The organism is Pseudooceanicola profundi (genome assembly GCF_050897955.1).
Classification (GTDB): domain Bacteria; phylum Pseudomonadota; class Alphaproteobacteria; order Rhodobacterales; family Rhodobacteraceae; genus Pseudooceanicola.
Genome location: NZ_JBPAXZ010000001.1, coordinates 1,509,861 through 1,523,258, shown reverse-complemented (window position 1 = coordinate 1,523,258; position 13,398 = coordinate 1,509,861). Strand labels below are relative to the sequence as shown.

Genomic DNA, 13,398 nt, shown 5'->3' with positions numbered 1-13,398 from the left:
GCCGGGACAGAGAGAGGGAGCGCCGGATCCTCCAATCCGGCGCCGGGGCGCCCTGTGGGCGCTGATCCTTCCTCCCTTGTCCGCACAGGGTGCGGCATAGGCAGGAGCGTGGCAAGTTTCATCTGGTAAGTCAACTGGCAAAAAGCATGTCAACAGATGAAACGATCAGGCCGGGCCTTGTCCAATCTGTTGCGCGATCCGCCCGGCAGTTTGCTGAACTTGTTTCAGATAGGCTGGCTCACCGTCGCGAACCATCTGAGGGGTAAGTCCGGCGATGGAGATCGAACAGACCGGCAGGCCGTCATGTCCCATGACCGGCACGGCCAGCGCGGTCAGTCCTTCCACAACGTCGTCTACGGCGCATTCCCAGCCGCGACGGCGGATCAGGTTCAGGTGCGCGCGCAATTCCGCAAAGTCGATGATGGATTTCCGGCTCATCTGCTGCATCGAACCGCGAAACAGATGTTCGATCTGGTCTTCGGGCTGGTATGCGAGGAAAAGCTTGGGCGCGCCGCCACAGTTCAGGGGCAGGGTGCCGCCCACAGCCCACCAATGAACCTCGATTCCGCGCATGTCGTGGACACGATCCAGACAGACAGCCGCGCCCTCCTTGAAGACAGAGAGGAAGGCCGTGACACCAAGCGCGGCTGACAAATCTTCGAGAGCCGGGCGTGCAATTGCGCGGAGATCCTGCGAATGCTCAACATTCGCGGCAAGTTCACGGATGGCCCGGCCAAGACGGTATTGATGCGTGGTTGGGTCCTGACTTATGAAATCGCGTCCCATCAGGGTGATCAACAAGCGGCGTGTTGTTCCCTTGTCCAGTCCTGTTTGTGAACTGACCTCTGCCAGCGACTGCAATCCTTTGCCAGCAAATGAGTTTAAGACGTCCAGTGCGCGCGTCACCGCACGGACATTGGGGACGGAACTCTTTTTTTCCTGTTCTATCATCGGCGACCTTTCCAGAACCTCCGGAGCACCGGAGTCCAGCTGATGTTACAGGGTGAAATGCACATCGAAAAGGAATATGCGCCGGAATATCGTGTTGCATTGTGACATGAGTATTGTCAGTTGACATATCTCCCGAGCTCCGTTTTCGTTGGAAATGGCAAAGGGGAGGCGCCGCAATGACTGATATTAACACCCATATCCGGGCCGATGATTTTCTCGCGTTGGACGTGTTGTCCCGTGAGTTGGGCGAGGACATCGTAGATGCCAGCCTGCAGACACGGACCTATTATGCGAATGACGTGTTCTGGCAGCCGGGGATCGTCCCGCTTGCCGTCGTCTCTCCCCGGACCGCGCAGGAGGCAGCGCATGCCGTCGCGCTGGCCACAGGCGAAGGGCTATCGGTCGTGCCAAGGGGCGGCGGCATGTCTTACACCAAGGGGTATCTGCCCGACCGGACGGATGCCATCATCATGGATATGCGTCAGCTGAACCGGGTGACAGAGGTCAACGCGCCCGACAGGTTTGTTACGGCTGAGGCCGGCGTGACCTGGGCTGATCTGAACGCGGCATTGAAGGGCACAGGCCTGCGGACCGGGTACTGGGGGCCTTTGTCCGGTCTGAATGCCACAATCGGCGGGGCCTTGTCTCAGAACAGTGCCTTTTTTGGCTCGGCGCAAAATGGAACGGTGGCCGATTGGGTGATGGGGGTCAGCGTTGTGTTGGCCAATGGTCAGCTTGTCACGACAGGGTCGGGAGGGCGGCAGGCGACCCGGCCTTTCACACGATATGGCGGGCCGGATATGACCGGCATGTTTCTGGGCGACAACGGCGCTATGGGGATCAAGACCGGGGCGACATTATCCCTGATCCCGCAGCCGCCGGAGCAGGGATTCCTGTCTTTCGGGTTCAACACTCTGGCCGCGATGGCCGATGCCCAGGTCCAGATGGCCCGGACAGGGCTTGTTGCGGAAGGGTTCGGAATTGACCGGAACAAGGCGCGCCATTCTGCCAGTGTGAACCGGATATCTGAAAATCTGACAGCGCTGGAACATGTTGCAGGTCAGGGCAAATCTTTTTTGGGCGGGCTGAAGGACGCGGCGGCGGTCGCAGTCTCCGGACTCGATTTCATCAACCGGCATGCTTACACTCTGCACATCGTGACAGAAGCATTCAGCCCAGCGGAGCGCGACGCCAGATTGGCTGCCTTGTCCAAAATCGGGGCGCAAAACGGCACCGCGCTTCCGGACAGCGTGCCGCGGGTTATGCGGGCGCGCCCCTTTGGCCCGGTCAGGGGCATGCTGGGTGCGGACGGAGAACGCTGGGTGCCGATTCACGCGGTTTTTCCTCTGTCCATGGCGCAGGATGTCGTCGAAGCGAACGATGCGTTTTTTGCTGATCGCGCGGAGGAGATGGCCGGCGCCGGGATCACCTATTCAGTCATGACAATGACGGTTGGTGCCGAATTCTTTATCGAACCGGCCTTCTACTGGCAGGATGAGCTGACACCGCTTCATGTCGCATCGGTCGGCAAGGCCGTCCAGTCGGACTGGAGCAGGCGCTCCGCCAATGAAACTGCACGCCGGGCAGTTATCGAGCTTCGGAATGCGACGCAGGATCTGTATATCGGGCTGGGCGGAGTGAACTGGCAGGTCGCGCGGGACTATCCCTTCCAGTCAGTGCTGAAACCGGAAACCGCGGCGCTGCTCAGGACGTTCAAGGCTGCGGTCGATCCTGCCGGGCTCATGAATCCCGGTGCGCTGGGGCTCTGAGCCCAGACGATGGCGCTGTCAGGATGCGACCACGATCTGCGAGACGAGTTCAGCGGTGTTCTGCACATTGAACTTTTTCATGAGCTTGGCGCGGTGAACCTCCACCGTCCGGTGCGAAATGCCCAGTTTCTGGCCGATCTGCTTGGATGTCATGCCGTTGCCGATCATCGGGGCGATTTCGCGTTCCCGCGGCGTGAGCTGGACAGAGCGGTAGGGGCGGTCACCAATCTTTTCAAAGCACCAGATCATCAGGGCAAACGGGTCTTTGGGGGACAGGGTGATCCCGCGGGCGCGGGCATAAAAGACCTCCTGATCACTCGTCTGCATAAACCGCTCGTCTTCGTAATAGGCTGTGCCGCCAAGCTTCAGGGCGTTTTCGCACAGCTGGCCAATACGTCTGAAATCCGCCGTCGACGGGTAGAGGCGCTGAACCGAACGCCCGACCAGATCGGCGCGCCCAAAGCCGAACATCCTTTCGGTTGCGCCGTTGATTTCGACGATCCGCCGGTATCGCAGCACCAGATGCGCGACAGGAGATTCCCGGAAGGCCAGCAGGGCGGCCTGTTGGGATGAGGAGATATCGGTCCCTGAAGTCACGGCGGAAACCTCTCTGATGCTCCACGTAGTTCTCTACGTAGTTTCACGGATTTTTCCAGACGGTTCAACGTGGCATCATGGCGGGCAGGAGCGGGAGGAGACATCATGACAGACACCATATGCATCGTCGGTTCGGGCCATACAAAATTCGGCCGGCTGGAGGAGACGCTGGAACAGATGATCGTGGCCGCGACCCGCGAGGCTGTCGCGGAGGCGGAGATCGATCCCAGTGAGATTGACGCGGTCTTTCTCGGGCATTTCAACTCCGGCATGGTGTCGGACGGATTTGCGTCCTCGCTGATCCATCAGGCCTTTCCCGAACTTCGCTTTGTGCCCGCCGCCCGGGCCGAAAATGCCTGTGCCTCCGGCTCTGCCGCGATCCATGCCGGGATCAATGCGATCCGCGCCGGTCAGGCCCGGACCGTGCTGGTTGTCGGGGCCGAGAAAATGACGCATCGGACAACCGAAGACGTCACAACCGCGCTGGCCGGCGCCGGGTATCAGAATGATGAGGCGGAAAAGTCCCTGAGCTTTCCGCAGGTGTTTGGCGTGGCCGCCCGCGGCTATTCCGACCGGTATCAGAGCCCGCTGGACGCCATGGCGCGGATTTCCGTCAAAAACCATGGCAATGCCATGCTGAACCCGCTGGCGCATATGCGTCGCGAGTTCACCTTCGAAGAGGCGAGCCAGGTCAGCAACAAGAACCCGGAGATCGCTCCGCCGCTGCGTCTGACGGATTGTTCTCTGGTAACGGACGGCGCGGCGGCGCTGGTTCTGACGACAGAAGAAAACGCGCAGAATTTTCCCAAATCGGTGCGGTTTCGGTCCGCGGTTCATGTCAGTGATTACCTGCCGATGTCGCGGCGGGACTTTCTGGCCTTCGAAGGACCGGAGCTGGCCTTTCGCAAAGCGTTCGAGGAGGCCGGGGTCACGGCGGGCGACGTGGATTTTGCGGAGGTGCACGACTGTTTCACCATCGCGGAGCTGCTGACATACGAGGCGATGGGGCTGACCGCAAAGGGACAGGGGCATCGCGCGCTGGAAGAGGGCACGGTTTACCGGGGCGGAGCCCTGCCGGTGAACCTGTCCGGCGGGCTCAAGGCCAAGGGGCATCCTGTCGGCGCGACGGGCGTTTCGATGCATGCGATTTCGTTCCGCCAACTGACCGGACAGGCCGGGGATATCCAGGTGCCGGATGCCCGGCTTGGCCTTGTGTTCAATATGGGCGGTGCCGCCGTGGCCAATTATGTGTCGGTGCTGGAAAGCCAGAAAGCCTGACCGCGATGAACCTTGCGACCTGGCTGCACCAGAGCGGGCGCGTCCGGCCCGATGCCCCGGCGATCCGGTTCGGCGACGATCTGCATGCCACCTATGGCGCCTTGGCGTTCCGCAGCTGGGCGATTGGCGAATTCCTCAGGGCCGAGCATGGGGTGGAACCGGGCGACCGGATCGCGATCTTTGTAAAGAACTGCCCGGAATATCTTGAGCTGCTTTACGCGGTGCTTTGGATCGGCGCGGTGGTTGTGCCGATCAACCACAAACTGCACCGGCGCGAGGCGCACTGGATTATCGGCAATGCCGAGGCGCGGCTTGTCTTTACCGCGGGTGGTGACGTGTTTGACGGGGCGGAGGCGCTGCCGGACGGATGTACGGAGATTGGCCTTGCGTCAGAGGGTCTGGTCCGGTCCGTGTCTCAGGCCAGTCCCGACGGGTATCGGGCCCCGGTTGACGTGGCCGACGATGCGGTGGCGTGGCTCTTTTATACCTCCGGGACGACGGGGCGCCCGAAAGGTGTCATGACCACACATCGCAATCTGCGGATGATGGCGACGAGCTATACGCTCGATGTGGACCCGGCGCTGCCGGAGGATCATGTGCTTTACGCTGCTCCGATGTCGCACGGCGCCGGGCTTTATAATTTTCAGTTCGTCCGGGTCGGCGCCTGTCATGTTGTGCCTCGCTCGCAGGGCTTTGACCCGGCCGAGATCGAGGACCTGGCGCAGCGCCTTGGCGGGCTGGTGTTCTTTGCGGCCCCGACGATGGTCAAGCGGCTGATCGCGCAGGCTAACCGGTCGGGGTACCGCGGCCAGGGTATCCGCACGGTGATCTATGGCGGCGGTCCGATGTATGTCGCCGATCTGGAACAGGCGCTCGCTGTCTTCGGGCCGAAATTCGTTCAGATATACGGTCAGGGTGAAAGCCCTATGACGATCACGGCCATGAACCGTGCCATGGTGCTGGGCGACGGCATGCCCGGCCAGGCCGCGCGGCGGGCCTCTGTCGGGGTGGCGCAGTCCTGTGTCGAGGTCCGCGTCGTGGACGAGCAGATGCGCAGCCTGCCGCCGGGCGAGGTCGGTGAGGTGGTAGTGCGTGGCGATACGGTCATGGCCGGCTACTGGCGCAATGATCAAGCCACGGCAGATACGTTGCGCGATGGCTGGCTGTGCACAGGGGATCTGGGCCGGATAGATGCCGACGGCTTTCTGACGCTGACCGACCGCAGCAAGGACGTCATCATTTCCGGCGGGACAAACATCTACCCGCGCGAGGTTGAGGAGGCGATCCAGAGCCATCCGTCCGTCTACGAAGTTTCGGTGATCGGCGCCCCGCATCCGGAGTGGGGGGAGGAAGTCGTGGCCTTTGTCGTCTTTGCGGATGCAGGCCATGTGGCGACCGAGGAGCTGGACGACTGGTGCCGCAGGCAGATCGCCTCTTTCAAGAAGCCGAAACGCTATGTGGTTGTGCAGGCTTTGCCCAAGAACAGCTACGGCAAGGTTCTCAAGACCGATCTGAGAGAGCAGGCGGATCAGAAGGCGGTCCCGTCACGCGGCTGACCGGATTTCGGGATCAAGATACATGTCGACCCTGATCCGTCTGTCTGGCCGGACATGGGGCGAAAGCGAAAGGGAAGGGGAGAGATGTTCAGCTTTGACACTGGTGTTGCTTTGATTACCGGCGGTGGTTCGGGGATCGGTCAGGCCGTGGCCGTAAGCCTGGCGGGCGCGGGCGTTCCTGTTGTGGTGGCGGATGTCAATGCGCGCGGGATCGACGAGACGCTGGCCCATATCCGGACCAAAGGCGGAGAGGGGCTGGGCGTCGAGCTCGATGTGACACAGGCTGCGTCAGTCGATCGCGCCTTTGGTGCCGCGGAGGACTGGAAAGGGCCGGTGACATCGCTGGTCAATAGCGCGGGTATCCTGAAAGTGGAGCCGTTCGAGCATTTTCCCGAGGCTGCGTTTTCACAGGTTCTGAACGTCAATGTCACCGGCAGTTTCCAGTGTGCTCAGCGCGCGGCATCGGGCATGAAGGCCGCCGGTTTTGGCCGGATCGTGAACCTGTCATCCGTATCTGGTTACCGCGCCGGGGTCGGCCGCGCCGCCTATGGCACCTCAAAGGCTGCGATCAACGGGCTGACGCGCCAGATGGCGCTGGAGCTGGGCCGGTACGGGATCACCGCCAATGCGGTTGCCCCCGGCCCCACCGTCACAGCCATGACGGAGCCCGTCTATAATGCGGAGACCAAGGCGTCGCTGCTGCCGATGATCCCGGCCGGGTATCTGGCCGACCCGGAGGATATTTCGGCCGCGATCGTATTCCTGCTGTCGCGGCAGGCCCGCTATATCAACGGCCAGACCCTGGCTGTGGACGGCGGCTATCTGGCGTCTGGCATGTTGCAGACGGCTGAGCTGAAGCTTTGAGGCCGGTCCGGGCTGGCCGCATCCTTCGTGCGTCCGCGTCGTGGCATGGCCGGCGGTGCGAAGCTGTTGGGGGACAGGGTCACGCCATGCCTGCTGCCGACAACCCGGTCATCCAGCGCTGAGCCTGATCCAAGGGTTCGCCGCGTGCCTGCCTGAGCTTTGCTTCATCTGCCATTGTCCATCCCGGATGCCGCGCCGCAAAATCCGACAGGGTCTGACGAGCCTGCCGGATTTGACCGAGTTCCGCCTGCAGGATCGCGGTCAACTTGGTGCTTTCGGGGGTCGGGGTGGCGATTGTGGTCAGGCCGTTCAGTGCGCTCTGCGTCTCGCCGGATTGCCATTGCTGCCTGGCATCGAGGTAGTCCAGTTCGGGATCGCCTCCCGAAGCAATGGCTCTGCACTGTGAAATGCAGTCCTGCGCGGCACCCAGATCACCGAGGTGAAGGTGCGCGTTGATCATCCCTTTTAGAACCATTGTGGAAGACGGGTTGAGCTGTCCCGCGCGTTCATAGGCCGAAACGGCGCGTGCCGGCTGTCTCATTCCCATCAACGTCTTTCCGATCGCGTAATGCGCGAGGTAATTTTCGGGGGCGAGAGCTATCGCGCGGGATGCATGGCTCTGCGCCAGCTCCACCGCCTTGTCGGTGTCATGGGGCAGCCAACCGGCATCAATCCCCGTGCGGTATGCCAGCGCCTGTCCGAAATGCCCCCATGCCGCATCGGGGAACCGGTCCAGCGCCGCCTGTTGGTCGCGGATATTGCGGCGGAGCGCCTCAGCGGATCGGTGGCGGATCATACGGCTGCGCGCCGCATTTTCGATCAGCATGGCGCTGATTTCACCGCGGTCGAGCCGCGCCTCGGCCATGTCGATAAGGCGGGCACCCAGAAAACCGGCGACCCGCCGTCCGACGAGCCGCGTCAATGTCAGTAGCTCTGCGAGATCAAAGTCGAATTCCTCGGTCCAGATGCAGGAGCCGGAATGCGTCACCAGCAACCGGATCACGACGCGGACACAGGTTCCGTCGCTCATGTAAGAGCCGGTTAAGCTGAAATTCGCATCGGCAGTGGATGACCAGTGCGCACGGCCGCTGGCGGGGCCTGCTGTTCGTACGGTCAGCTCCGGGTAGCGGGCCAGAGCCGTGACAATGGCTTCGGTCAGGACAGCGCGGAATTCGGAGGGCAACCTCCGGTTCCGGCACAGGTTTTCAAAAGGGTGCACCAAAATGACCGGCGCCTGTCCCGGCTTTTCGATTTCGGCTTCGGCGGCGCGGGTCAGCCTGCGGTGTCGGGCGCGCTGGGTCGCCGCGTCTGGTTCAGGTATGACAAGCCGATAGCCCCGCCCGGGTATGGTTTCCAAAATCCGCTTGTCGGTATCCGCAATGGCGCGGCGGATATCGGCAATGGATTGCGAGATATTGTCGTCAGAGACATGGCTGACATGCCACGCGGCGGCGATCAGGACTGGCCGCGTGACCACTTGGTTCCTGTGAACAAGCAGGCAACGCAGGACGTCGCGGGATCTGTTGCGCAATGCGATTTCCGTGCCAGAGCGGTCCCTGAGCCGCCCCGTGTCCAGATCGACGACTGCCGCGCCGAGCGCGATTTCGGACGATTTCAGAACATTTCGTTTGAACAGGCGCAAGGCGGCTCCTCCCCTTGCAGCATAGCACCATTGATCCGCCGAAACGACGCAAAGCTTTGCGCCGCCGGCTTACGGAGGTCCCCGATGACAAACATGACGACCCGAATTCTGGCGCCAGTCGCTGCGATCTGTCTGGCTGCCGGGCCAGTCGGTGCCCATTCGCTGGATGCGATGCTCAGCGAGCTCGATCCCGCGACGCTTGGCGACGTGAATTTTCCGATCTCCTGCAATGACGAGGCGCAGTCGGCCTTCGACATCGGTCTGCTGCTTCTTCATCATATGATGTATCGGCAGGCCGATGGGGCGTTTCAGGCGGCGGCCCAGGCGGATCCGGACTGCGCCATGGCGCAATGGGGCATTGCGATGACGAAGTTTCATCCGCTGTGGCCGGGCGGGCCAACGCCCGCGGAAACTGCGGCGGGCCAGGCGGCCGTCCAGCGGCTGCAGGGCCTGGAGCCGGGAACCGCGCGGGAACAGGCCTATATCGATGCGATGTCGGCTTTTTACGCCGGCGAAGACCTGACGTTCCGCGAAAGGCTGGCGGCCTGGGCGGTGAAACAGCGGACCCTGGACGATGCCTATCCGGACGATCCAGATGCGGCCGCCTTTGATGCGCTGGCGCAGCTGACCATGGCGCCACGAGGGCCGGATGCTGTGCCGGAGCTGATGGACGCCGGCGCACGTATGGATGCGTTGCGGGCGGCCGCGCCCCGCCACCCTGCGGGCTATCACTACGCCATTCATGCCTATGATCATCCGGCTCTGGCCGGAAAGGGGCTGGAGGTGTCGCGCGCTTACGACAGGATCGCCCCCGAGGTTCCACATGCCCTTCATATGCCCTCGCATATTTTCACCCGGCTGGGGTTGTGGCAGGAATCGGCCGAGTGGAACGCGCGCAGCGCTGCGGCCGTGCTGGATCAGCTGCATGACGATGTGATCGCAGACCACTATCCGCATGCGATCGACTATGCGGTCTACGCGCATCTCCAGGCCGGTGATGTGCGCAAAGCCGAGGCTCTGCTGGCGGATCTGGCGCGGCACCCCAATCTGGAGGATACGTTCGGATCGGCCTATGCAACGGCTGCCGCCCCCGCGCGCGTGCCGCTGGAAACCGAAAATTGGGCCGCCGCGGCGGCGCTGACAAGCGAGATGAACCCGTCAATCACTTGGGGCCGCTACCCTCAGGCTGTTGCTATGCGGTGGTTCGCCAAGGGACTTGGCGCCGCCCGGTCCGGAAACCCGGACGGCGCCCGGGCCGCCGTTGCCGAACTGAACGGCCTGCGCGCTGTCATGGCTGAACGGGGCATGGGATACTGGGTGACATTGTCGGACGGGCAAATCGGGTCAATCTCTGCCTGGCTTGCATTTATGGAGGGCAATCCGGAACAGGCCGTCGCCCAGTTGCGGGATGCGGCGGATAAGGAAGATGCCATGGGCAAGGCTCCGGTCACGCCCGGGCATGTACTGCCGGCACGCGAGCTTCTGGGGGATTTGTTGCTGGTTCTGGGCGATCCGGTCGGGGCGGCGGAGGCCTACGAGGCTTCACTTTCGCAATCGCCGAACAGGGCCCGCAGTCTCGCCGGGCTGGAACAGGCGACGGCCAGATAGGTGCGACAGACCTGACGGAAGACCAAAGGCGCCGTGCCCGCCCCGCGCGAGGTGTGCACGGCCCTCGGTTGTGACATGGCGGCCAATTCGGCGCGGCGCCGGAGGGATTGCGGCCTGCCGGTGGCCGCGAAGCAAGGCGGTGACACGGTTGGGTTTCGTCTGAAAGTTGCTCATGGCCGCTCTGTGCGGTACCGATTTGCCTGTGGCCCGTGTCGGACCGGAATATCCGGTCGCGATGCGTCGGCGAATGTGGTGCCAGGAGGAGGGGCCGGGGTTCGATCATGCAGCAGTTTTATTTCAATACGACCAAATCCATTGTGTTTCGACCCGGCGCGTCTGCCGAGCTGGCCGATGTCGCCGGCCCGCTTCTGGGGGAGCGGATATTGTTCGTCACCGATCCGGGGCTGCGTAAGCTGGGGCTGTGCGACAAGGGCCTGGCGTCCCTGCAGGAGGCCGGGCACGAGGTCATCGTTTACGATCAGGTCGAGGCGGACCCGTCCCGTGCAACGCTGGAGAAGGCGGTTGAGGCGGGCAAAGGCTGCACCGGGGTTGTGGGCTTTGGCGGCGGGTCGTCGCTGGACGTGGCCAAGATCGCCGCGCTTTTGCTGGGCTCGGGCGAGGATCTGGACGCGGCCTGGGGCGTCGGACAGGCCCGCGGCCCGCGCCTGCCACTGGTTCTGGTGCCAACAACCGCCGGAACGGGGTCCGAGGTCACGCCGGTGTCGATCATCACGGTTGGAGCAGAGGAAAAGCGCGGTGTGTCTTCGCCGGTGATCCTGCCGGACATTGCGGTTCTGGATGCGGATCTGACGCTTGGCCTGCCCGCCTCCATCACGGCCGCCACAGGTGTGGACGCCATGGTGCATGCGATCGAGGCCTATGCCTCTGCCAATGCCAACAACAATCCGCTCAGCAAAATGCTGGCGCGCGAGGCGCTACGGCTGCTGGGCGCGAATATCCGCACGGTTGTGGCCGATCCCGGCAATGTCGATGCGCGCGGCGCGATGCTGCTGGGATCGATGCTGGCCGGGCAGGCCTTTGCCAATTCGCCGGTCGCGGCCGTGCATGCGCTGGCCTATCCGATTGGCGGAACCTTTCACGTGCCGCACGGACTGTCGAACGCGCTTGTCCTGCCGCATGTGCTGCGGTTCAACGCGCCGAACGCCTATGCGCTCTATGCCGAGATCGCGGCGGATGCCTTTCCCGAGCTGGCACAGGTCGAGGGGGCGCAGACGCGCTGCGCGGCCTTCATCGACGCTCTGGCCGAGCTGGCGCAGTCGCTGAACATGCCGACCCGGCTCCGCGAGGTCGACATACCCGAGGGCGCGCTGGCGAAGATGGCCAGCGACGCGATGCTTCAGCAGCGGTTGCTGGTGAACAATCCGCGGTCGGTGAGCGAGGCTGACGCGCTGTCGATATACCGGGCCGCCTGGTAATGGCCGCGCCGCGTCCCCGCCGGTCTGACTATGTGATCTTTCGCCCGATGCAGACCCGCTGGATGGATAACGACGTCTACGGGCACATGAATAATGTCGTGCATTATTCCCTGTTCGACACCTCGGTAAATGCCTGGCTGATCGAACAGGGGCTTCTCGATCCGGCCACCAGCGAAAGCTATGGCCTGGTTGTCGAGACGGGGTGCAAATATTACGCCGAAATGCAATTTCCCGATGCAGTGCATGCCGGTCTGCGCATCGCGCGGATCGGCAGCTCCTCCGTCCGGTTCGAGATCGGGTTGTTTCGCAATGAGGAGGAAGAGGCCGCAGCCGAAGGTTTCTTTGTGCATGTCTATGTCGATCGCGCGACGCATCGCCCGGTGGCCATCGAAGGCGCGCGCCGTTCCGCGTTTGAGACGCTTCTCGTCTGATCGACATTGGTCAGGTCTGCGTGCTGATCGTCGTGAAAACGATGCGAGTGAATCCGGACAACACGGCCTCGGGACGTTTGCGGTGCATTGGCGCGCGGTTTAGAAATCACTTTTCGCCGAGGAGACAGGGCCACCAATTCTCCGCTGAATATCGAAGGGTTCGGTCCGCTTCTGCGGGCGCCGCCAGGTGACGCAGGGCAGCGGGAAACTGCCGGGCGTGGCATGGATGGGGCACCATCCAACGCATTACGATTTTAAGGAAAACATGGCTGGGGTGGTAGGATTCGAACCTACGGTACACGGTACCAAAAACCGCTGCCTTACCACTTGGCTACACCCCAACGGTGGAGCGCTGATTACTCTGGTCGCACCAAGGGTTCAAGCCCTTTTCCGGCAAAAATTTTGGCGTCGATCCGGTATCTGCAATTCGCCCTCCGGTCGCGGGCGCCGGCGGGTCACTGCCGTTAGTCGACTGTCTCGGTCGGATCGACGCCCCAGATCGTGTCGCGGGGAATCCAACCTTTGTAGCCAGCGACGGAGACCCGGCACCATTCCGGCATGCAGCGGTCGAGCCTTGCGATCACGCCAAGTTCAAGCTTGGCCGTGGTGGCGCTGATCTGTTGCGGGCGAACATGCATTTCCAGCATGTCGGTGCGGATCAGAACGGTTCGGACACCGGATATCAGGGAATGATGGATCCAGCCGCCAACACCTTCCTGGTCCTGCACGCGGCGCCAGTGGCCATATTCCGCAGTAACCTGAAGCGGCATGTTGCGGCGCGTAAAGACCCAGTCGATCCGGTGGGTTCGGCTTGGGCCGCGGCGGACGTTGCCTTTCGATGCCTTCAGCGAGACATAGCGCGGAAGGGGCAGCTTGGTGACCGGGCCGATGCCCTCTGACCCCGTCAGGGCCGTTTCCGGATGGACGTCGGCCGGATCATCAGCCGGGTCCGCTTCCTCGCCGCTGGCGAGAACGGTTTGCTGCGCGGGCTCGGGCTGGGGAGACGGCACAGGCACGGAGGCAGAGGCTTCGGTTAGAAGCGCGGGGGGAATGATGGCTGGCGGCGAAATGGAGGAGATTGCCTCATCCGTCGGATTTGCCAGGCCGTAGCTGCCGAGCATAGACAGGGCAAGCACAAGCCCGCTGATCCGGATATTTTTCATTCTGCCGCCCGAAATTTCTGCCAATTGTGAGGGGGTTCTTGTGCCGCCCTGATCTTTCCGCCACTTTGCCTCGTATTGCGGAGCTATGGAAGTCGAGGGAGGA

The 13,398-nt window shown here is 62.7% G+C and carries 11 protein-coding genes and 1 tRNA gene; 7 read left to right on the top strand and 5 right to left on the bottom strand.

Annotated elements, in window-relative coordinates:
* Positions 1 to 165 precede the first annotated feature (165 nt).
* The gene (locus tag ACRARG_RS07630; RefSeq protein ID WP_432689392.1) at positions 166 to 951 is read right to left on the bottom strand and encodes an IclR family transcriptional regulator; all 786 of its coding nucleotides are present in this window, start codon (positions 949 to 951) and stop codon (positions 166 to 168) included.
* Positions 952 to 1,127: 176 nt separating this feature from the next.
* On the opposite strand from ACRARG_RS07630, the gene ACRARG_RS07625 reads away from it, so the two are divergent.
* A complete protein-coding gene (locus ACRARG_RS07625; protein ID WP_432689391.1) occupies positions 1,128 to 2,720 on the top strand; it encodes an FAD-binding oxidoreductase in 1,593 nt (530 codons plus the stop codon).
* 18 nt (positions 2,721 to 2,738) lie between these two features.
* Here ACRARG_RS07625 and ACRARG_RS07620 read toward each other — a convergent pair whose 3' ends face one another.
* Positions 2,739 to 3,317 (bottom strand): LuxR C-terminal-related transcriptional regulator, encoded by a 579-nt coding sequence (locus tag ACRARG_RS07620; protein WP_432689390.1) that lies wholly within the window; start codon positions 3,315 to 3,317, stop codon positions 2,739 to 2,741.
* Positions 3,318 to 3,422: 105 nt separating this feature from the next.
* On the opposite strand from ACRARG_RS07620, the gene ACRARG_RS07615 reads away from it, so the two are divergent.
* From ACRARG_RS07615 to ACRARG_RS07605, 3 genes are all read left to right on the top strand, one after another.
* Positions 3,423 to 4,595 (top strand): acetyl-CoA acetyltransferase, encoded by a 1,173-nt coding sequence (locus ACRARG_RS07615; RefSeq protein WP_432689389.1) that lies wholly within the window; start codon positions 3,423 to 3,425, stop codon positions 4,593 to 4,595.
* Between the two features lie 5 nt (positions 4,596 to 4,600).
* The gene (locus tag ACRARG_RS07610; RefSeq protein WP_432689388.1) at positions 4,601 to 6,151 is read left to right on the top strand and encodes a class I adenylate-forming enzyme family protein; all 1,551 of its coding nucleotides are present in this window, start codon (positions 4,601 to 4,603) and stop codon (positions 6,149 to 6,151) included.
* Between the two features lie 84 nt (positions 6,152 to 6,235).
* The gene (locus ACRARG_RS07605; protein ID WP_432689387.1) at positions 6,236 to 7,015 is read left to right on the top strand and encodes an SDR family NAD(P)-dependent oxidoreductase; all 780 of its coding nucleotides are present in this window, start codon (positions 6,236 to 6,238) and stop codon (positions 7,013 to 7,015) included.
* A gap of 79 nt (positions 7,016 to 7,094) precedes the next feature.
* Here the strand turns inward: ACRARG_RS07605 and ACRARG_RS07600 are convergent, their stop codons facing one another.
* Complete coding sequence (locus ACRARG_RS07600; RefSeq protein WP_432689386.1) at positions 7,095 to 8,657, bottom strand: winged helix-turn-helix domain-containing protein; 1,563 nt, start codon at positions 8,655 to 8,657, stop codon at positions 7,095 to 7,097.
* An 84-nt stretch (positions 8,658 to 8,741) separates the two neighbouring features.
* On the opposite strand from ACRARG_RS07600, the gene ACRARG_RS07595 reads away from it, so the two are divergent.
* The 3 genes from ACRARG_RS07595 to ACRARG_RS07585 all read left to right on the top strand — a co-directional run bounded on the left by ACRARG_RS07595 (position 8,742) and on the right by ACRARG_RS07585 (position 12,132).
* Positions 8,742 to 10,265 (top strand): hypothetical protein, encoded by a 1,524-nt coding sequence (locus ACRARG_RS07595; RefSeq protein WP_432689385.1) that lies wholly within the window; start codon positions 8,742 to 8,744, stop codon positions 10,263 to 10,265.
* Between the two features lie 281 nt (positions 10,266 to 10,546).
* Positions 10,547 to 11,701, top strand: coding sequence for an iron-containing alcohol dehydrogenase (locus tag ACRARG_RS07590; protein WP_432689384.1), 1,155 nt, complete (start codon positions 10,547 to 10,549; stop codon positions 11,699 to 11,701).
* Positions 11,701 to 12,132, top strand: a complete 432-nt coding sequence (locus ACRARG_RS07585) for an acyl-CoA thioesterase (RefSeq protein WP_432689383.1) — start codon at positions 11,701 to 11,703, stop codon at positions 12,130 to 12,132. The genes ACRARG_RS07590 and ACRARG_RS07585 overlap by 1 nt, the downstream gene beginning before the upstream one ends.
* A gap of 266 nt (positions 12,133 to 12,398) precedes the next feature.
* On the opposite strand, the gene ACRARG_RS07580 is transcribed toward ACRARG_RS07585, so the two are convergent.
* Both ACRARG_RS07580 and ACRARG_RS07575 read right to left on the bottom strand, forming a co-directional pair.
* A tRNA-Gln gene (locus tag ACRARG_RS07580) sits at positions 12,399 to 12,473 on the bottom strand.
* A gap of 123 nt (positions 12,474 to 12,596) precedes the next feature.
* Complete coding sequence (locus ACRARG_RS07575) at positions 12,597 to 13,295, bottom strand: SH3 domain-containing protein (protein ID WP_432689382.1); 699 nt, start codon at positions 13,293 to 13,295, stop codon at positions 12,597 to 12,599.
* Positions 13,296 to 13,398 lie beyond the last annotated feature (103 nt).

What these genes read in the sequence shown, in the direction of transcription:
- ACRARG_RS07575 (WP_432689382.1), bottom strand. Translation starts at nt 13,295, where the DNA reads ATGAAAAATATCCGGATCAGCGGGCTTGTGCTTGCCCTGTCTATGCTC.
- ACRARG_RS07630 (WP_432689392.1), bottom strand. Translation starts at nt 951, where the DNA reads ATGATAGAACAGGAAAAAAAGAGTTCCGTCCCCAATGTCCGTGCGGTG.
- ACRARG_RS07615 (WP_432689389.1), top strand. Translation starts at nt 3,423, where the DNA reads ATGACAGACACCATATGCATCGTCGGTTCGGGCCATACAAAATTCGGC.
- ACRARG_RS07610 (WP_432689388.1), top strand. Translation starts at nt 4,601, where the DNA reads ATGAACCTTGCGACCTGGCTGCACCAGAGCGGGCGCGTCCGGCCCGAT.
- ACRARG_RS07590 (WP_432689384.1), top strand. Translation starts at nt 10,547, where the DNA reads ATGCAGCAGTTTTATTTCAATACGACCAAATCCATTGTGTTTCGACCC.
- ACRARG_RS07625 (WP_432689391.1), top strand. Translation starts at nt 1,128, where the DNA reads ATGACTGATATTAACACCCATATCCGGGCCGATGATTTTCTCGCGTTG.
- ACRARG_RS07595 (WP_432689385.1), top strand. Translation starts at nt 8,742, where the DNA reads ATGACAAACATGACGACCCGAATTCTGGCGCCAGTCGCTGCGATCTGT.
- ACRARG_RS07605 (WP_432689387.1), top strand. Translation starts at nt 6,236, where the DNA reads ATGTTCAGCTTTGACACTGGTGTTGCTTTGATTACCGGCGGTGGTTCG.
- ACRARG_RS07585 (WP_432689383.1), top strand. Translation starts at nt 11,701, where the DNA reads ATGGCCGCGCCGCGTCCCCGCCGGTCTGACTATGTGATCTTTCGCCCG.